Source organism: Paenibacillus campi (assembly GCF_034659835.1).
Classification (GTDB): Bacteria; Bacillota; Bacilli; order Paenibacillales; family Paenibacillaceae; genus Saccharibacillus; species Saccharibacillus campi.
The window spans coordinates 254,563-275,561 of the sequence record NZ_JAXSQZ010000004.1 but is presented as its reverse complement, the minus strand read 5'-3'; the positions used below and the strand labels follow the sequence as shown (position 1 = coordinate 275,561).

Genomic DNA, 20,999 nt, shown 5'->3' with positions numbered 1-20,999 from the left:
GCCCCTTTACTCATGCTTGCTGCTCATCCAGCCGGATCGGTCTGTTCCATACACTATCGACTCGTATTGCTGCGCCTACTAAGCGACAGCCCTTGATGCACTAATTCCAGCGATTCGACCGCCAGACTACCTTGACCGGCATTGAGCTGCGGCCCGATCCATTTAACCGGATATGCCCCGATAAAATTCCAGATTAGCAGCTGGCTGTAATCATCGCTCGCCATCATAATCGAGCCGTCACGCGGCGTCATTTTGCCGACCGTAAAGCTGTTATACCAATCCCATAGACCGAGCGACAGCAACACACCGCGCTTGAGCACAAGCGGCGGATACTCGCGCCGGGTCGGGAAACGATGGATAAATCCATTTTGCCCGCCTTCCTCGTACGTTTCGAACTTCGTTTCCGCCTGCAAACCGCTTATTTCAGAGAAGCCGCCAATTTGCAACTGCTCGATCTGTACGAGAAAACGAAAGCCGCCGAGCGGATCGACATTGTTCATATTTTTGTTGCTTGATGACGTTGCCAGCGCGCTCACCCCTTTCCGAATACATCAAACAGATTTTCAGGCTGTTCTGAGCCATCCTCATTCAGACGCCGATTAATCCGGTTAATCTCATCACACCATCGCTGGCGTTCGCGATGTTCCATCCGCATCAGCTCCTCATGCGACCAGTGGAAATAGTACGCGATAAAGCCCATTTCTTCGTACAGCTTGTCCACCGGATAGTGCAAACTCAGACCAGACTCTGATCCAAAAAATTCATCGCCACCTCATGCTCATGACCACAGCGCGGGCAAACGGTCGGAATCGTCGTTAGCTGCATCTCATTAATGCTGCGGTAAAACTCTTGCAAATACGCCAGATCAGCGGTAAAAAATCCCTCCACCGTATGCGTATCGATCATCGGCAAATCACCCAACTTCGTAATGACACGGGCAAGCAAAATAATCGTCAAATAACTCGGGTTTTGCTGCACACGCGGATCACGCATCGGCAAAATCTCATCGCTCGCCGTCGCTAACCGCATCACACCACGACGATGTAAATTCCCTTCCCGATCCACATAACCTCGCGGCAATTCAAATGCATGTTCTGTTGTTAACATCTGCTGTCCCCCATTCCGGCACGTTGCCGCCGGATGAGCAGGCAAGCGTACGAAACGCCCCATTCATCCGGCTGACATCAAGCCGATGTATAATTACCGTTTAAATCGATGCTGATTTTGAATACAGGTATGAACATGCGTCCGACGCCAACCGTATAGCTCATCCGTCCGTTTCATACGTTGCCCCAAACTCATTCGCTGCCGTTTGTAGCGACCGATGGCAACGCGTGTACTTCGTCCGCTTCATAATGCTGACCAGGCTAAACGCATTATGAACTTTGTTAGCGTCGGTCGCCATTACGCTTATTTCGTCCGCTTCATCCCTTCATGCGCCAGCTCGATCGTCTCGATCGCTACCTCTTTACCGGAACCGTTAAAGCTTGGCGCCGTATACTTGGTCGGCCACGCCTGAATGATCTGCCATGCCGCTTTGTCCGCGCCCGTCTCATCGATCGCCGTAATCGTTACATTTTGACGGGTAATTTTACCAGCGCTGCAATCTTCCAGCCATTTGTACAAGTCCATCGAATCGGTCACGCCCCATTTGAGCGTAATATTGCCGTATTTGGTCAGACCTGTCAGCTTACGCGGAGTCGTCGCCTCATTGCCTTCACGATATTCCACAACCTCAACGGTGGAATCATAACCGGACACTTCCGTAAAACCGGCTTGCGTAATATTGCCCACTTCCATTTTGAACCTAAAATTACGGTATGGGTCTTTGCGTTCACTCATACATGTATCCCCTCTCCCGAAATGAAATCATCGTCGCCGTACATGCCGCCTGTGCTACCGGTTATTCAGTTGCCGTCTTCTGCGTAATGCGGAAAATAACAAACTCGGCTGGTTTCACCGCTGCGATCCCGATCACACAAATTAGTCGTCCATTGTCGATATCGTCCTGTGTCATCGTATTCGGGCCAATATCTACATAAAACGCTTCGCCAGGGCTTGCGCCTTGCAGTGCACCATCACGCCATACCGTCGTCAGGAACGAATCGATCGTACGTTGTACCCGTGCCCACAGCGGTGCATCATTCGGTTCAAACACGACCCAGTTCGTATTGCGGCGAATCGATTCCTCGACAAAAATAAACAGACGCCGTACGTTGATATATTTCCATAATCCGTTAGACGAGCATGTACGAGCACCCCATACACGAATGCCTTGCCCGGTAAACTGCCGAATCAGATTGATGCCGAGCGGGTTCAGAATATCCTGTTCACCTGTATTGTACTGGCAATATAGCCCGGTTACGCCGCGCACGACTTCGTTAGCTGGCGCTTTATGCACGCCGCGCGTATTGTCTGAGCGCGCATAGATGCCTGCCATCGAGCCGGAAGGCGGAATCGCCACACTGCGCTTTTCAAACGGATCAAATACGAGCAACCACGGCGAATATAGCGCTGCATACGATGTGTCAAAATAATTGCGGTGCGCCTTAATATCCGGCACTTTGGTGCTGTCACGCGGCGCGTCCAAAATCGCAAATCGATTTGTCGCATTTTCACAATGCCCCGTCAGTGCAAGCTGTACGTTCGGATCGGTAATACCCGGCACCGCCATCAGGCTAACTTCATCATTGTCGATAAACGCCTTAATGCCCGTCCGTTTGCCAGGACCGAAGTCTGCGCCCATAAAAGCGTCTGGCGTAATGCTGTCCACACTGCCATCGCTACCGCCGGACAATGTCAATTGATAACGTCCCGTACTTTCAGCGGCACCGCTAATCACTTCAAACGGAGACAATACGCTGTCCGCTGCCGCCGCATCCGGTTCGCCTTCATGCCAATTCACCTGCACAAGTGCCGAACGGGAAGCGACGATGCCGATATAGTTAGGCGCTGCCGCATTAAGCGACGCATTTTCAAACACTTCCGCTTCGCTGCCGTAATTGACTTCCAGATTGAACTCACGCGTAGTTAACGTTTTGACCGGTACAAGGTTCGTATCCTCCACGCTACCATCGAGCGGAGGGGCAATTTCCAGCACATTGTCCAGTGCGGACACGACGCGATGGTATGAGCTTGTAGGTTCTTTATCCGCCTCGGAGGCATCGGTATAGGCGATCACATCACCCGCACGAAAACCGGAGCTACTTTTCACCCGATATTTGCCGCCGTCCAACACTTCCGACACTTGCGTTTTCGCTTTGCTTGTCGGACGCAGTGTCACGGTAATCCGGTTTCCCCACTGCCCCGGATTGCGGGCGATAATGCGTAAACCCGGCTTTTTATCATCCACTTTGTCAAGCTCCACATTGGCAGCAGGCAATGCGCCTGGCGGTGCGACACGCATCACATAACAACGCGAACCGCCATTGCCAAAGAAATGCTCCACCGCATACGCCAAATAGCGATACACGCCAAACGCATTTTCGGACAAATAGCCACCAAAATTACGCTGGAAATCCGCCATACCGGTAATGAGTACAGGTAAACCTTCTACAGGCCCACGCTCAGCTAAGCCGAGAAAACCGGCGGTGCTAGTGCTAACCCCTTGCATCGGTACAGGACCACTGTCAAACTCCTCCACATACACTCCGGGCGATAAATATTCAGGCATGGTGCTTTTCCCCTCTCATCATTAAACTTGGACTACCTCCATCAGCCAAACTTCGGCAACGGCTTATTGCATATACGGCGATCGATGCGATTATGATTACATAGTACGGACGCGAACTTGCCCACTTGCCCTATTCAGCTCCACCCGCAGCGCCTCACCTTCTTTCAAAGTTAAATGGGTTCGGAACAACGTCTCGTCAGCACCTGTCGATAGCTCGTAATCGGTCGCACCGCCAGGCAAAGATGTTAATACTAGCAACGCCTCGCCTCGTCTGTCACTGCGTCCTTGCACGACCGCAAGCAGTGATGTTCCTGCCGGATAATCGCGTTGCAGCGGCTGTGCAAGCTTCCAACAGCGCTCCCCTGCCGTCTGCACCGGAGCAACAGGTTCATCGTCCGCACTGTTGGCAATCCGAATCGGTTCAGCAGACGCTGAAGCTATCGCCGGATCATCGGATGATGACGGCTCGCACAGCAACACCATCTGCTCACCGATTACAGGCTCTGCTCCGGTCGCCCGCACATACAGTTCGTCCGTTCCGGCAGTTGCTTCGCGCCGTAGTCTGGCACGCGCTGCCGCAGTCTGACTGCCGCGTAGAAACAGATCGATCCCTGCCAGCGGATGTCCCTGTTCATCGATACAACGACAGTACACCCGCGTGAAGCGCTGCGCATACGGATAGGCGGGAGCGGGCAGCAACCGCAGATCGACTTGAAATGGAATAGACGACTGCGGCTCAATCGTCCACTCTAACCGGGCAGGCATATAATCCGGCGATTGCACAGTTAGCACATAATGCCCCGGTTCCAGCTCGCTGGCGGCATAATAACCGCCGCCTTTGGGCAGTAACCCTCTGCCATTCATAGGCGGAAGCGGACGAGCAGTCGTCGTCTGTCCTAGCTCATCCAACAAGCCCAAAGTCAGCTTTAAGCCGCGTACCGCCGGAACACCGCCGGTAACCGAATCGATTAGCCGCAGCGCGACGGAGCAGCGATAACGAATACTCATACACCGTCTCCATTCCGATGCTCTGCCGCCAGATTCGCATCCAGCACACGGCTGACTTTTTTCGTCCGCAGCGATTCCAGCATGACCGGACCAGCGCGGCATGCAACCGACAACCGATAGGGCTTTTGCGAGAAAATTTGACTTAGCCGCTCGGACGGCAGATCGTCTAATATCAATCGCAGTTCCTCATTGTTTTCCTTCAACGTTCCGACCAGTTCGGCACCGCCTACGCTCGCATAATCATGAAGCGTTTGCAACACACCGCCCATGATGCGATTGCTGTCCAAAGCACGCACTGGCAAATCGGCACGCGAATGTACCGTAATCAGGTAGTATAGCTCCAAACAGAGTGGCGGATAACGTAAAGTACCGCGATTTTGTACGATCATCTCGTTCATTTGGTAATCCCGACTTTGCCGAATGTCGAACAAATACACACTGACCGCCAGTTCCCCTTCCTCTAGCGGTGAAGCGAGTCCGATACTTTCCGCATGTGCGATCGTATCCGGCACAAGTTGCTGCCGCAACAATCCGACAATCGTCATTCCGGTATCGACAATTACATTGGCATTTCCGATAACGTTGTCCCCCTTTCCAACCGTGCATTACTGCTATGTACAGACAAATACAGATAACGATACGTGGTGTCCACAACCTTCACCATAGATCGGCATACATGCCAAGCGTATCCGGTGATAACAGCAGACCGCCCTTTTCTAGCTCTAACCGCACAGCGGTGAGCAGCATGTCCATCGAAAGCGCCTGCCCCTGCGCGGCGGCGATAAATGCGGCGGCAACGATAATATTTTTAATTTGACCGCCAGAGATTTCAAATGTGCGTGCCAGAAAGTCCCAATCCAATCCCGGTTCCAGCGGCAGCGTTGCCGGCAGCATCGACAGCCAAATTTGCTTGCGGCTCACCTCATCGGGAAACGGAAACCGCACGATAAAGCTAATCCGTCTCATAAACGCATCATCCAGATTTTGACGATAATTCGTGGCGAGTACGGTAATGCCTTCATACGACTCCATCTGTTGCAACAGAAACGATGTTTCCATATTGGCAAACCGATCATGCGAATCACTCACCTCGGATCGTTTGCCAAACAATGCATCCGCTTCATCGAAAAATAAAATGCTGCTACTGTAACGCGCCTCATCAAACACTTCCTGCAAATGCTTTTCCGTCTCGCCAATATATTTGCTCACAACTTGCGACAGATTGATCTGATACAGCTGCATTTGCAATTCACCCGCAATAATGCGCGCTGACATCGTTTTGCCCGTACCAGGCGGCCCGGTGAACAGCAAACTTAGCCCTTTACCGTACGGCAACCGTTTGCCAAGACCCCATTCGTCATACACTTTGCTCCGATGCTTCACCTGATCGCAAGCATAACGTAGCTGCCGCTTTTGCGATTCAGGTAAAATAAGCTGCTCCCATGTCCATCCCCCTGCTAGCCGTGTCGCCTTATTATCGAGCCGTGTATGAATTTGCCGATAACATGCCGTATGCAGCAGCTCGCGCAGTTGCTGCGCTTCGAGCTGGTCAGCCAGCTCCGCACAAACTGCCGCCAGCGATTGTAACGCCAGCCGAATTTGCCCAGGTGTCATCTGGAATGTGGCAGCCAAATTGCCAACATCAAGTTCCACCGACGGTGGCAACAGCCGCTGTGCGTAATGCTGCCACAATCGCTGCGCCTCCTCACGGCTTGGCAGCGGAATCGTCACTTCATCCTTAAGCGTTCGTCTTGACGCTTCCGCGCGCTCTGTTCCCTCCTCACCGAGCAGCCAGATGATACCGGTATATTCGCGCAATGTACCGCGCACAAGCTGCAACTCGCGTTCACGCTGCAACGCCCAGTCATCCCAGCCTTCCAGCACTAGATCAGCACCGCGCAGCAGCGCTTCACGCACCGCAGCACGCACCGATTCATCCAACCCTGCCGTATCCATACGATTCAGATCGGCAATGACCAGCTCCCGTCCGAATGTGCCATACACATAATACAATTGATGTTTGCGTCCGCTGCCGGTACGTCCGTACAGCCCATAATAATGCGCTTCATCCCTATCCGAGCTTAACGTTGTCACAATGCGATGTAACTGCTCCTGTACATCGTGCTGCACAAGCGGCTGCTCTGGCGCATCATCCGGTCGCTGAATCGTCATCCAGCTCTGCAATGGACGATAACGCTCTGTTTCTCCAAGCACAAACCGCAGCACCTGCGGCTCCAACACGAACGGTCTGCTTAAAAAATGCTGTTGCTCACCGATCGTGCCACGCTTTAATAGCAGCCGACTAAGCGTACCTGCCGGATGCAGTGCCCGCAACAACCGCATTTCCGATTCCGCATCGGTCGCCACCAGCTTAAGCAGCAGATCAGGTGTCACATATTTGCATGTAATATCATCCTGCAAATAGGCATATAATTTCTCGTACCGTCGCTCTAACTCGATCGCCAGCAACATAATGACACTAATATATTCCTCACGTTCCAGCCGTAATCGTTCACGCAGCAAGGCGAGTGGTAGCTGCCGAATATCGCTTTCGCTCAGCCGCTGCGCAATCTGCTGTTCAAGCGCAGCCAGCTCTCCATCCAGCTGCTGCAATCGTGCATGATCTTCCGGCGATCTGCGTCCAGCCAACAGTAGTTCGACTTCTTCATCGCTAATGAACAGCCCTTTATACTGCTCAAGCTCTGCCGCCAGCTGCGGTGGATAACGCAGCAATGCCGCTCGTACGATCAGCTCGGCACGTCGAAGCTCCTGACCGAGATGCTCCAAACTATGTCGAAACGCTCTCGTCCCCTCTCCATCCGTCTGTTGCGTTAGAATGGAGGGTTGCCCGTAACCCGTTATGTCCATAACTGTCCCTCATTTCGATCACTGATTTAAACGAACGTCTAGTTACACATAACAAGCCAACAATCTATACGCCGAATGATTGAACCCTAACCGGGCAGTTTGCAAAAGATCGCAGCATTACATTCCATATGGATCAATACGCTCCATATACTATGGTCAGGAAACGTCGTGTCAAAGTATGCTCTATCACAAAACACACGTATGCACGTGATCGTATCATCAGTCCCAATACCGTACCGGCTCTAGCCAGCTCGTTTAGAGCGGCAAATGGATATCTATTTACTAGTTATTTGGACATGCATATTTTTTGCAACTACGGTTTGATCCATTTCATCATACCGATCGATTGCCGTTCTCAAAAAAGTAATATCCTATACAAAAAAAGATTATTTCGTGCGGGAAAATGAATATTATATCGTCAGAGTGGCAAAACATTATGTAAAATGCCTTGATGTGGAAAGAAAACGCCGAGTGTACCGACAAAGGTAGTGCAAAGCTTGATACGAAGCCATTCTTTGCAATCTGTGCAGCTATGAAATTACACTGCGTGGATGTAAAATCGTCATGATGAGGGGATCAACTACATAACTAATCTACTAAAGTGGAATTACAAATTATGTTAATACAATTCACACTTATTTTCAATAACAAAAAGCCAGTCACCTAGGGCAACTGGCTTATTTTTACATTAGCTTTATATACGATACGCACAAAGACCGAATTATGCCCAGTAGTCAGTTGGCAAATAACGAATTTGCGAATCCGCTTCAATCGTCAACCGTCCTTGCTCGGCATCGAATTGAACATGCTCTGGACTTACATAATACCAATGTTTAATCTGTGCGCCGTCCTCCGGAATTTCAAAACGAAACATATTCAGTTCCTGGCGAAACCGCACAATATCGCCTGCCAGCTCCGACTCAATCCCCGTAAATTCCAATCGATATCGTCCCTCAGGCAACTCGGAAAATTGATAGCTAAACGGCTGCCGATTGTTATTCAAAAATTCGCGTCCTGTGACCGCATGTTTGACCATAACCGTTTCTTTCATCGTTATCCCCCCTATGCTCAAGGCAAATCAATCAGCATCCAAAATACCGGCTGCTCCGCCGTCAGCTCTAGCCGGCTTTCCTGCTCAATCCGCGCCGCATCGCGTGCAGACAACACGTCACCATTTCCGATGCGCAGCGCACCATTAATCACAAACACATACGTACGACGATGCGGCTGTTGCACAAATTCGACCTGCTCGCCTTGTTCCAGACGGCTCAAATAAATCGTCAAATCCTGATGAATCGTCGCCTGATGCTCGCCTCCCTGACGGCTCACAACCGGCACAAGCTTGCCGTTTAGCGAAGCGGGATTAAACGAAGACGTCATATACGAAGGTGTCAGCCCGCGCACTTCAGGCTCAAACCAAAGCTGTAGCAAATTGCAGTCCGTTTCTTTGGACGCATTATGCTCGGTATGAATAACACCTGTGCCTGCCGACATACGCTGAATACCACCAAACGAACTAACCGCCACATTGCCGATATTATCTTCATGCCGTAGCTGACCTTGCAAAATAATCGACACAATTTCCATATCACTGTGCGGATGAGCGCCAAAGCCGTACGATGGGGCAATAATATCATCATTAAACACACGCAGCGGCCCAAAACTCATATTGTTCGGGTCCTGATACTCACCAAACGAAAAGCTGTGACTGCCACGCAACCATTCACGGTCAAAATGAAACCGTTCGCCTGCAGGATACACCTGAATCATATACGGATAGCCTCCTTAAAATCGAATAAAATAGCGATACATCCAAATAGGGCATACACTAGCTATTACTAGCGTTACACAACCTACGATCCATACAACTAAATAAATGTAACAAACTAACGAATATAATGTATTATACTTGCTGCTGCTCTGTTCTGGCAAACCGATCATCGCCATTCGTATGATCCACTATACTACGATCCTGGCTACATACGATTGAACGATGATAGGACGCCAAAACAAAACCGCTGCCCCATTACATATATGGAGCAGCGGCTTGCCGATCAAACAGTTATATGAACATAAATCATCCCGATCGACGACTCATTCATGCGTATCTATATGTTGCCTACGTTGCAGTAGATTTATTTTCCAAATTTGCCATCAATGATACGTCGACAAATACGTTGCCGAGTTTTGAGCAAATCGTCCGCTACGCGGTAACGCTGGAATCGAATCATCGCTTTCCGTACGAGCGCGTGGATGGAAATCCCGCTCCATTAGGGAGCGACCAGCTCAATAACAGTCGCTCTCCGTTGGAGCCTATCACATATAATAATGAACACAATGCAGGGCGAAATACAGCTTATGCCACATATCACCATATTACGCTTCAGCGCCAGCAAAAAGTAGCCATCACTTGCCGCCAATACGTCGCTGTCATGCGTTCACTTACAGCCGGAAACGTGCCACCAACTCCTGCAACTGCTCTGACAGACGGGTCAGATCGGTTGCCGCACTGGACACTTCTTCCATCGAAGCAAGCTGTTGTTCCGCTGCAGCGGAAATCGTTTCAGTATTGCCTGCGGCTTCGTCCGAGATGTTGGCGATATTTTCAATTTCAGCTACGACCGCGTCCGCATCATGGGTCAACTGCTCGGTTACACTTGTCATATCGTCCATTTTACGCGCTACAGCTTTGATGGCACGATTGATTTTTGAGAATGAGCGACCTGATGTATCGACCGCGATAATACCGCCTTCGACATTTTGCTTCGCCTGATCCATCACTTCGAGCGACTGGGATACAACACCTTGCATACCGACGATCAGATCACCGATCCGCTGCGCCGAATCCGAAGATTCAGAAGCAAGCTTGCGCACTTCCTCGGCAACGACCGCAAAGCCTTTGCCATGTTCGCCTGCCCGTGCCGCTTCAATCGAAGCATTCAGCGCCAGCAAATTCGTTTGTTTGGCAATATTGCGAATTAATACAACGATGTCATCAATCTCCGCTGAGCGCACACTCATCTGATTAATTACTGTGCTCAAATGTTCAACTGTCATCTGAATATCATAAATTTTTTGCACGACATCGATGACCGATTCGTTACCGCGTGCCGCCGCTTTGGATGCATCATCCAGCCTTTGCGTCACTTCACCTACATGAGTGGAAATGTCCGCCACCCGCTCCGACATGCGGTGAATCGCTGTTGCCCCTTCATTTACACTGTTTACCTGCCGCTCACTGCCTGTCGCCATTTCCTGAATCGCCAGCGTCACATGCTCGACCGAACGGCTCGTTTCTTCAGCTCCGGCAGATAGTTGTTCAGAAGCTGCCGATACATTGTCGGTCGTATCGCGCACACGTTCGATCATATCGCGCAAATTGCCGACCATCAGCGCAAAATCACGCGCCAAATCGCCAATTTCGTTATTTTTGCTCTGATCGATCACCACGCTCAGATCACCCTGGCTGATCTGTTGTGTCGTACGGCGTAGCGCCTGAATCGGCTTCATAATCATCCGGATACTAAACGCGACAATACCAAGTGCGACCACTAGCGAGATAATTACAATCCATGTTGCCGTCTGCCGAATCGGAGCGACCGCATCGTCGATTTCACTTGTGTACAGCGTGCCGGCAATTTTCCAACCTGTCAATTTGTCGGTCAGGAAAACCATCTTTTTGGCACGCCCTTCAAATGTATAGTCAATTTGACCGCTATCGTTTGCATACATTTGATTCACATAGTTCCCTTGCGCCGGAGTGCCAGGTGTGCCATTACGACTTACAACATAGTTACGATCTCGATCGAGAATAATCACATATCCTTCATGCCCAACCGGAATATCTACCAGTTTGGCGATATTGGCTAAATTTAGCGATACCCCTAATACACCCGAATTATCGGGCAGTGTACGGGCAATGACTATAACTGCCTCGTTGCTCGAATTAAGCATAACGTCTGTCATCACCGTTGTACCTGGCGCTGCGATCGCCTTTTTGTACCACTCACGCTTACGAGGATCATAGCCATTCTCATTGGCTTTTGGAATCGCACGAATCATCGTGCCATCCGGCGTACCGACAAACGCATCGACCGCATCAGGATGCAGTCCTTTATACTGTGCAAGAACGCGTACAATTTCAGGACTGAAACGGCCTTGTATCATCGAAGCATTAAATCGTTTAGACAAATAATTCACATCGGCAATTTTTACCTGCAATGAATTTTGCACAAAATTATCCGCCGTAGTTACACTCTGCTCCGCACTAGTCAGCAATTGATCACGTACTTGAGCTTTCGCTTTCTCATACAAAGTAAGACTGATCGCCAGACTTGGAACAAGCAAAATAATGAGAAAAGCCGTAATAAGCTGATACCGGATCGTCCAGCGAATAGCAGGCTTTTTTAACGCTTTTTTCATTTGAATCACACTCTTTCCCTTTAGACATGCAGTAGTAGTTGATAATGCAACGATATGAATATGGACGGTTACTGTATATATCGCCTTCAAGCTCCCATTTATTTAGACACAACTAACATCGAATGCAAATTTTGCAGAAATATAAGAAATTTTGTGTCCAATTGGATTTTCCCATGTCATTAACACAACAGTTTACACCAAGCAGCACTGCCATTGGACAGCGTTTATCTTATTTCCGACCGTCTTTCTAACCTTTGCTTCTGTAACGTCAAAATTATCTATTTCGGCTTACCTATTAACTTTTTGCCTATTTGTTTTTGTCGCTTCTATCCTGCTATTTTATATAAATACCATTCTAATACTTTGACCAGATTACATATTGATTTTTGTTATGTGCTAAAGCGTGTATGCCGACCAAGTTAAATGTTAATTTTGATCATGTGCTAAAATTCTAATAAATGCGCTTTTAAAACAGACTCAATGCTCAAACTAATCTCGATCAAGATACTAGCTTAATTTGATCGTAATCACATTGGCTACTTTACGATAGGTTATATGCCCTACCTGGTCTGCATACAAAAAGCGGGAGTATGGTTATTCCACCATATCCCGCTTCTATAATCTTATTCATTTACCCTTTTCACGACAAAATATCATCCCGTTATCTTTTTATAAGTAGCTTGCTCCAACGAGCGGATACTTGCTACTGCGTCTACGAATTTTGAGCAAACCGTCTGCTCTCACTACGTGCTTTTTTACCAAAAATCACATGATCAAGCGACAGCAACGCACTGCCCGCAAGCGCCATTTGCAAGCTGCTGAACAGTACCAAATAATCAAATTCCGTCCCCATCATAAACGGCTGCCCCATTTTGGCGGTGAGCAATGCGCCAACAATAACAACTGCCAGCACCACACCAGCAATACGGGTGAACAGGCCGAGAATGAGGGCGATGCCGCCGACGATCTCCAGTCCACCGACGATTGGTGCCAGAAAAGTCGGAATGCCCACACTTTGGAAAAAGCCCTGTGTACCCGCAATCCCGCCTTGAAACTTGGAAATTCCATGCACGAGGAAAATAATACCCGTCAGCACGCGGACGATCAACAGACCAAGCTCCACATTTCGTTTCCATAAATTCATTATAAATTCCTCCTTAGTCGATACACTACAGATTGTAGTGTTAATTTATGAACAGCCGCCCCTATCGTTTAGATGAGCGACCATAACAACAATAGGCTAAGCATTATTAACACCGGCAACGAGATCACTACCGACCATAAAGCAAGCTGTGGTGAATGCCGGCTCTCAGGCTCGATAATACGATGAATCCGGTAATTCAGCGATGTTTCTGCAAAGGAAGAATAGATCATCCGCGACGGAAGCTGCATGCGTGTACGTGAGCGATTGACCAGCTTGAGCAACGCACCGCCAATGCCTGCCGGTGTTCCGAGCTGCTGGATCGCAGCATGATCGGCAAGCACCTCACGCGATATTTTGTAATGGGTAGCCATACCGCGCAACATCGGCAAAAACCATAATGCAAACGCCGCCTGTGTCAATAGAAACGTTTTGAGCGGATCACGTCGGTCATAATGAAACAGCTCATGATGCACAACCGCTTCCAGTTCCTCATGATCTAACAATTGCAGCAATCCTTCCGACAAAATGATCCGTCTGTGCACAATGCCCATCGTCAGCGCAAGCGGCTCGGCATGACGTACAATCATAAACGTACGTTTGCCCTCCGGTCGGTAATATTCGTTAAATTGGTCAGACAACGCGCGCTGTTCCAGCTCATTACAGCGCCGTGCTGCACGGTATGAACCGTAACATTGATCTAGCGCATAACCGATGAACAGCACAAACGTACAGATGACCAGCCCTGCCAGCAAATGACTGACTGAAAACCACCCATGCGCCTGCATCCACATATTGCAAATGCGCAACACATCAAACGGGATATTCCAGCCAAACAACATATGCATCGTATACATGCCCATCAGCGCAAGCGTAAACGCCGTGATGCCGATTCCCATGCCCAGCAGACGATGGGAACGTCGTATCCACCATTCTAGCCGTTGTTTTTCCATTGTCTGATTTTGTCCTCCAGGGCTTGAATAAGTTTGGGATCAACTTCCTCCAGCACATCCACCATATGGTTGACAGCTAGCGAGCCGAATTCCTCCATCAGTTCATGGGTCAATTCTCTGGATTGATGATCAAGAAAGTCCGCCCGGCTTTCCGCAGGCGCATAATGAAAGCTTTTACCTTCCATTTGCTTGTGCAGCGCCCCTTTTTCCACCAGTCGATTCATGACCGTCATTACTGTATTAAAGCTAAGCGGCTTGACTTGATCCAACAGATGCTGTACTTCTTTGATCGTAAGCGGATGCTCAGCATCCCATAACACATCCATAATTTTTGCTTCCAGCGGGCCAAAAAAACGATCCATGCCTGTCGTGCCTACATTAAATTTTTTGATTTTCATTGCTGCTCGCCACCTCACACTACTTATTGTAGTGCTGACATTTAGAGCAAGTCAAACCCTTATAGTTAATTGTATATTAACACATTTTGTGTATCAGTCTATACTTTTCGTTAGTTTCTTAATTTATTTTTTGGAAATAAATGTGTTTCAACAATAAATTCCATTCATATAACAGCAATTTTACACTGCGTTAACAATTATCCCAATGGCTCACCATTACGGCATTCGCTCGCTTCCTTTTGCTAGCTATGCTATTTTTAGCTTTTGCTTCGATCGCTCTGTATCTTTAACTTATTTACACTACCGTTTTACCGGAACGCTCGTTAAGCTGTATAGAATGAACTTCCACTAGCGTAAAAGTCGTACAAAACCGTCTGCTGTCTCTATCAAGCCTCTGTCTTCTTTCATTACCGTTCTCATATCCGACCCGCAGCGTACTGCTCATTCATTTGTAAATGGTAAACGCACGCTGCGAATACGGATATGAACACCGTATACAATGCACATCGCAACCTTCATGATCTTATCATTAAAATGATTACATTTACCGCGCATCGTTCCAAATCAGCGTCATCTCCACCTGTCCATTCAGTACGTGCGGATCAACTGGACTCGCTGTCAAAATCCAATTTTCCCCGGTTTGAGCATTATCGCCTTCAATAAGCAAACGCTGCTCACTCACCTTTTTGAGCGCATCAGGCATATCGACGCTGCGGAAATATTCACTATATGTTTTGGCAAGCAGCTCCATACTTAGCATCGTACGTAATGTTAACCGTACAAAATGATCATGACTGTTATCGCTGCGCGCCGCCGTAATCACGATCGCGTCATCGGGAATGGGGAAATTGGACGGCAGACCGCCACCGTCTGTGCGCTCCACAACGCGCTGGGCTGCAACGCTTGCCGCACTAGCCATAACAGGCTGAACAGCAACTGCGCCCGCGAGAAATACCGCTACCAGCAGACTAACCATAATCCGAACCGTCCATTTATTCATGGCATATCTCTCCTTTACTGTTCCATCGCAAATCAAAAGCCTGCATTCATGTTGTGCTGAATCGGCATTGAACGACCAACAGACCTTACGGTAAGAGAAACAAACAGGGGGAAGCGCCAACTGATTATGCTACGCTTCCCCCTGCCAGTACATCTATATGATGGCCAAATGGCCTTGTCCGCTGCGGCTTACGGGTTCAGGCGGCAACCGGATGATGATGACGCCTCATCCATGCTCCGCAATACCCGGTTTCAAGCGCCGCAGACAGCGTTGCTGTGGGCTTGTCGAACAGCTCCGTATCCTCTGCTTCTACTTAGACTGTGCTTATTTGTTAAGGAGCGATTCAACAGGCTGTATATAAAAGCACCCGACTATAACCGTTTACGGGCTACCCCTTGTATGGTCAAAAGTCGGACGCTGGATCACACCAATCTCCATGAAACACGAACCTAATGGCAAGAAGGCCCTATTTGCATTGCCGCAAGCAAGACCTTCTAACCTTATATACGTATCGTACTGCTCAATGGTTCATCAATCAAGAGTGAAGTTGGGACATAAATTCGCTAATATCAACGCCAAGTCCTTGCGCAAGACGCATTCCGTATTCACGGTCTGCACGGATAAAGTTGCAAATCGCTCGCAACTGAATATCCTTTTTCACTCCTTGTAAATCATTAACCAGATTGGACAGTAAATTATCTTTTTCTTCCGCAGTATACGAACGATATTGTGCACCTGCCTGAGCAAAATCATCCGTTTTTTCGATTTTTTGACGGGTAACGTGACCTTGCAGTTCCACTTCAGTGTCCACATAAGCTGAATCTTCGACCGGGCCGTCGGTATAACTGTTTGGCTCATAGTTGTAACGGCTTGTATCTTGATTGACATTCATCAATCCATCACGCTGATGGTTGCGTACCGGCGCGTACGGGCAGTTAACCGGAATTTGCAAATAGTTCGGTCCGAGACGATGACGCTGTGTGTCCGGGTAGGAGAACAGACGACCTTGCAGCAGCTTGTCCTCGGACGGCTCAATTCCCGGTACGAGCGCACTTGGCGAAAATGCTACTTGCTCGACTTCAGCAAAGAAATTTTCCGGATTTTTGTTTAATGTCATCGTACCGATCACATGGAACGGGAACTGTTCTTCAGGCCATACTTTAGTCGGATCAAGTGGATCAAACGAATAGTTATCGATATCCGCCGGCTCGATAAATTGTACTTTAAGTTGCCACTCTGGGAATTTACTTTGCTCGATATGATCAAACAGGTCGCGTGTAGCATGGTTAAAGTCTTTGCCCTGCTGCTTTTCCACTTCCGCCGCTGAGAATGTGCGCACACCTTGCTTTGATTCCCATTTATATTTAACATACGTCACTTTGCCTTCAGCATTAATCCATTTGAACGCATGCACGCTAAAGCCGTCCATTTCACGGTAATTCGCTGGTGTACCATGATCGGAAAACAACCATGTCATCATATGCGTCGATTCCGGCGTCAATGTCATAAAGTCCCAGTAACGACCCGGATTTTGGATATTCGTTTGCGGATCAGGTTTGAGCGAGTGTACCATATCTGGAAATTTGATCGCATCGCGGATAAAAAATACAGGCAGATGATTACCGACCAGATCATAGTTGCCTTCTTGTGTATAAAACTTAGTCGCAAAACCGCGTGGATCACGCGCTGTCTCCGGTGAACCGACACCGTGAATAACGGTCGAAAAACGGACAAATACCGGCGTCTCCGCGCCCACTTCTTGCAGGAAAGCAGCCTTTGTATACTGTTTCATACTGTTCTCAACGCGAAATACACCATGTGCACCCGCACCTCTTGCATGTACAACACGTTCCGGAATACGTTCACGGTCAAAATGCGCAATTTTCTCAAGCAGATGGTAATCTTCCAGCAGCGTAGGTCCTCGGCGTCCGGCAGTACGGGAATTTTGGTTGTCTCCTACCGGAGCCCCCTGGTTGGTCGTCAAACGGTTATCCATCGTTACAATCATCCTTTCGAAGCGGAAATCATGACCTGCTCGATCTCATTCATACCTGCTATGACCGTACGATATTAGGTATAAATCAGACTTGCATTTAGACTGATTTCAAAATTTGAATGTAAACTCATTCTATCATCGTCACATTCCCGGTTCATGAGCGAAGCATGAGACTTAGATGAGGCTTAGATGAAGAACAGATGTAATAAATAGCAACGATCACGATGTGATGGGATATACGTATACGACAGGCTAAACGACCTTTTTGGCGAACAAGTTCAGAACGAGCATCATTAAAAAAACTCGTATAATCCGTTAGCAAAATAATCATATTCATCGTTATTTATAATCCGCTCTCCATAGCCTTCAAAGAAAATTTGCTGATCGATTTTATCGATAAATGCATTCGGTTTAGGTCGAATCGCCAAAGAAGCATCATATCGCGGATCACCATAAGCTCCACTGCTCCAATCGATCACACCTGTAATAATCCCATTCGAAACGATAACATTATCGATCGTATAGTCTCCATGAATAAACGTTTGTTTATACTGCTTTGGTTTATTCATGATCAATTTGCTCAACAAAGCTGCGGTGCCATCTACCTCGTCATTGTTCAAATTATAAGTTGCTTGATTTAACATATAGTCAAGCCAAGCTTGTTCATTTGTCATCCATTCACTAGGACACGGTGTTGCATGAATCGTAGACAATATGGCTCCAAACTGAAAAATAATCTCTTGTCGTCTTTCATTGTTATGCTCATTCCATAACGCTGCTCTAATCGTTTGCCCTTCTATAAAGTCCATAAGTGACCAGTATTGTGCATGCTGATGTTGTTGTATGAATTTTTTGACACGAGGCACGGGTAATTGTGTCGTTTCGTGTAAGCTATTTAAGATCGACACTTCTTGGTGTACCATGTAATTAAATAGTTTCCCTTTTGTTCTTTTAAGCGCAAAAATCCCTTGGTCACTTTCAATTATCGCTACATGAGATGTATGACCTTGACGCGGATAACGTATAGAAACGATACGATTTACGTATTCCATGATCTCACTTGGAATTTCATCCATATGGATCGGTATCGGCAGCAATATTTCCCCCTCCATACACTTGTTGCTCCACTACATATTGCAACAGAAATACACATAAATTTACATATTAACAACCGCACATGATGAAATTATATTGCCTTAACACATCAATAGCTTATTTTGATCCAATTCGTCGCATCGGCAACTCATTTCAACACAATGAATACGGGCAAACTTTATTTGATCAAAATAAGCTATTGTATTGTAGTTGTTATTGTTGTTTGGTAATTCATGCTGTTGCTTAGGTATTGATTTATTCGCTAACATTTAACGCTCTATACAGCGCCTGTACATACGCATCTCGAAAACGGCGGCTTGGTGCAGCTTCAGGTGCTACGTTTTCAAAGCCATGATAACAGCCAGGCTGTACGTGCAATTCCGCCTCAATTCCGGCTTGCGCAAGCTTAGCTGCGTAAGCGATCGTCTCGTCACGAAACGGATCAAGCTGCCCGACACATAAATAAGCCGGTGGCAGCCCTGTCAAGTCGGTCGCCAAACTTGGCGATGCGTACAAATCTGCTGCTTTACTACCCAAGTACATGCGCCATGCCGCCAGATTGCTTTCACGATTCCATACTTTCGGATAATGAATCTCATGGCTGGATGGCGTATCATTACGGTGATCAAGCATCGGATATAATAACAACTGAAAACAAAGCGGCGGGCCTTTCCGGTCACGTGCCAGCAAAGCGAGCGCTGCTGCCAGTCCACCGCCGGCACTCGCTCCGCCTACAGCAAGCCGGTCAGCACGAACGGAAAACGGGCATGTGTCAGACATCATCCAGCATAATGCAGCAAAAGCATCCTCCACATCCGCCGGATAGGGATGTTCAGGCGCTAGCCGATAATCCGGCGAGACGATCACACAGCCAACCGTTTCGACGATTAGCATACATAACTTGTCTTCTCCTTCCGGTGAGCCAAGCACATGCCCACCGCCATGCGTCCACAATATTCCAGGCAGAGACGATGCTGTTTCCACTTGTTGGGCAGGCATATACACACGCACACGCAGCGGCTGATCGGCTCCACCTTGAATCTCATATTCATGAATCATGACTCGTTCATTCGGCTCAGCCGCAGGCCATTCAAACTGCCTTGCCATGTCCAGCTGCTCAGGCAAATGGAGTTCCGGAAACAGGGCAAGGCTATCCTTGATCTCCGGATGAAGTGCCCGCTCAAATTGTACATTGTCCATATCGTTTCATCCTTTACAATGAAATTAGATGTATCCCTCCAGCTTCATCCTGCACAACAACCGGATTCATTCAACACTTCATAGGAAGGATATGATTGCGTTGCCATCGTTACAGAACGTTTAGTAAAACATAAGTACACGGTGCAGTTAAACATCTTTTACACTCGCATCGGTATCATCATATAGAGCTACAGCGAATCAAGTCGTTGCGCGCTCAATTAGCGATACAGGCAGCACCGTTTCATGTGGAATACGATCTCCGACGATATGACGCAGCAACATCTCAATCAGACATGTCGCCATTTCTTCAATCGGCTGCCTGATCGTCGTAAGACGCGGTGTCACAAGCGAAGCGATGTTTACATCGTCATAACCGATCACACCTAGTCGTTCCGGCACCTGTATACCGCAATGATGACAAGCTTGAATCACCTCAGCGGCAATCACATCACTGCTGGCGAATATGCCATCCACTTCCGGGTGCTCCTGTAAAAACCGAACCAGCTCCAAATTGACACTCTGCTCTTGCGACACGGTCGCATCAAGCTGCACATGCAAAGGCTGAATACCAGCAGCTTCCAGCACCGAGCCATATCCTTGCACACGCCCACTTGCCAGCATCGCATCATGATGAGGCCCGCCTAGTCCGCGATACACATAAGCCGGATATTGGCATCCTTTCTCCAACAATCGCTGCGCAGCAAGCTGCCCGCCCAGCACATTGTCCGAAGTGACGACCGGGATATCCGCCGACAATTGTCGATCAAGCGAAATGATCGGCAGCTCCAAATGCAAATAATGATCAACATCCAGCACGGAGCTACCCATAATGATGCCATCAACTTTGTTTTTTCTCAGCATATCGATATATTGTTTTTCCTTCGCAATCGCTCGCTTGGAATTGCATAACAGCAGCTTGTACCCATGCCGATCTGCCGCCAATTCTACATAATACGCTAGCTCGCTAAAAAAAGGATGCGACACATCCGGCACAATCAAGCCGATCATATGCGATTTTTTTCGGAACAATGCACGAGCCATCTCATTTGGCTGATAATTCAGTTCCTGCATCGCACGATGGACGTTATCTCGTGTTTTCTGACTAATATAGCCACGATCGTTCAATACACGAGATACCGTCGTCACCGATACGCCTGCATGTTTTGCCACATCTTCGATTTTGGGCATCCGTTTCAGACCACCTTGCTGTTTACCTTCATTATAAACCGTTAGTGCCTGTTATAC

At 48.2% G+C, this 20,999-nt stretch carries 19 protein-coding genes; all 19 read right to left on the bottom strand.

The window, feature by feature from the left end; genetic code table 11:
• Positions 1-53 precede the first annotated feature (53 nt).
• Entirely contained in the window at positions 54-500 is a 447-nt protein-coding gene (locus tag U1I11_RS12220; protein WP_322906406.1) for a phage tail protein, read from the bottom strand.
• A 32-nt stretch (positions 501-532) separates the two neighbouring features.
• Complete coding sequence (locus U1I11_RS12215) at positions 533-733, bottom strand: DUF6760 family protein (protein WP_322906405.1); 201 nt, start codon at positions 731-733, stop codon at positions 533-535.
• A gap of 2 nt (positions 734-735) precedes the next feature.
• A complete protein-coding gene (locus U1I11_RS12210) occupies positions 736-1,107 on the bottom strand; it encodes a phage tail assembly protein (RefSeq protein WP_322906404.1) in 372 nt (123 codons plus the stop codon).
• Between the two features lie 303 nt (positions 1,108-1,410).
• On the bottom strand, positions 1,411-1,842 hold the full coding sequence (locus tag U1I11_RS12205; RefSeq protein ID WP_322906403.1) for a phage tail protein: 432 nt from the start codon (positions 1,840-1,842) through the stop codon (positions 1,411-1,413).
• A gap of 61 nt (positions 1,843-1,903) precedes the next feature.
• Positions 1,904-3,673 (bottom strand): phage tail sheath family protein, encoded by a 1,770-nt coding sequence (locus U1I11_RS12200; protein ID WP_322906402.1) that lies wholly within the window; start codon positions 3,671-3,673, stop codon positions 1,904-1,906.
• Between the two features lie 96 nt (positions 3,674-3,769).
• Positions 3,770-4,681: a hypothetical protein gene (locus tag U1I11_RS12195; RefSeq protein ID WP_322906401.1), complete on the bottom strand. Its 912-nt coding sequence runs from the start codon at positions 4,679-4,681 to the stop codon at positions 3,770-3,772.
• Positions 4,678-5,226 carry a Pvc16 family protein gene (locus tag U1I11_RS12190; protein ID WP_322906400.1) on the bottom strand — a complete coding sequence of 183 codons (549 nt, stop codon included), beginning with the start codon at positions 5,224-5,226 and terminating at the stop codon, positions 4,678-4,680. The genes U1I11_RS12195 and U1I11_RS12190 overlap by 4 nt, the downstream gene beginning before the upstream one ends.
• 112 nt (positions 5,227-5,338) lie before the next feature.
• Positions 5,339-7,549: an ATP-binding protein gene (locus U1I11_RS12185; protein ID WP_322906399.1), complete on the bottom strand. Its 2,211-nt coding sequence runs from the start codon at positions 7,547-7,549 to the stop codon at positions 5,339-5,341.
• A 721-nt stretch (positions 7,550-8,270) separates the two neighbouring features.
• The gene (locus U1I11_RS12180) at positions 8,271-8,600 is read right to left on the bottom strand and encodes a hypothetical protein (protein WP_322906398.1); all 330 of its coding nucleotides are present in this window, start codon (positions 8,598-8,600) and stop codon (positions 8,271-8,273) included.
• Between the two features lie 17 nt (positions 8,601-8,617).
• Entirely contained in the window at positions 8,618-9,319 is a 702-nt protein-coding gene (locus U1I11_RS12175) for a pirin family protein (RefSeq protein WP_322906397.1), read from the bottom strand.
• A 672-nt stretch (positions 9,320-9,991) separates the two neighbouring features.
• Positions 9,992-11,971 (bottom strand): methyl-accepting chemotaxis protein, encoded by a 1,980-nt coding sequence (locus U1I11_RS12170; protein WP_322906396.1) that lies wholly within the window; start codon positions 11,969-11,971, stop codon positions 9,992-9,994.
• Between the two features lie 712 nt (positions 11,972-12,683).
• Complete coding sequence (locus U1I11_RS12165) at positions 12,684-13,115, bottom strand: DoxX family protein (protein ID WP_322906395.1); 432 nt, start codon at positions 13,113-13,115, stop codon at positions 12,684-12,686.
• 68 nt (positions 13,116-13,183) lie between these two features.
• On the bottom strand, positions 13,184-14,065 hold the full coding sequence (locus U1I11_RS12160; protein ID WP_322906394.1) for a M56 family metallopeptidase: 882 nt from the start codon (positions 14,063-14,065) through the stop codon (positions 13,184-13,186).
• Complete coding sequence (locus U1I11_RS12155) at positions 14,047-14,463, bottom strand: BlaI/MecI/CopY family transcriptional regulator (protein WP_322906393.1); 417 nt, start codon at positions 14,461-14,463, stop codon at positions 14,047-14,049. The genes U1I11_RS12160 and U1I11_RS12155 overlap by 19 nt, the downstream gene beginning before the upstream one ends.
• Before the next feature lie 544 nt (positions 14,464-15,007).
• Complete coding sequence (locus tag U1I11_RS12150) at positions 15,008-15,463, bottom strand: hypothetical protein (protein ID WP_322906392.1); 456 nt, start codon at positions 15,461-15,463, stop codon at positions 15,008-15,010.
• Positions 15,464-15,998: 535 nt separating this feature from the next.
• Positions 15,999-17,459 carry a catalase gene (locus tag U1I11_RS12145; RefSeq protein WP_322906391.1) on the bottom strand — a complete coding sequence of 487 codons (1,461 nt, stop codon included), beginning with the start codon at positions 17,457-17,459 and terminating at the stop codon, positions 15,999-16,001.
• 293 nt (positions 17,460-17,752) lie between these two features.
• The gene (locus U1I11_RS12140) at positions 17,753-18,571 is read right to left on the bottom strand and encodes a phosphotransferase family protein (protein ID WP_322906390.1); all 819 of its coding nucleotides are present in this window, start codon (positions 18,569-18,571) and stop codon (positions 17,753-17,755) included.
• A gap of 238 nt (positions 18,572-18,809) precedes the next feature.
• Positions 18,810-19,754: an alpha/beta hydrolase gene (locus U1I11_RS12135; RefSeq protein ID WP_322906389.1), complete on the bottom strand. Its 945-nt coding sequence runs from the start codon at positions 19,752-19,754 to the stop codon at positions 18,810-18,812.
• A 198-nt stretch (positions 19,755-19,952) separates the two neighbouring features.
• Positions 19,953-20,942, bottom strand: coding sequence for a LacI family DNA-binding transcriptional regulator (locus U1I11_RS12130; RefSeq protein WP_322906388.1), 990 nt, complete (start codon positions 20,940-20,942; stop codon positions 19,953-19,955).
• Positions 20,943-20,999 lie beyond the last annotated feature (57 nt).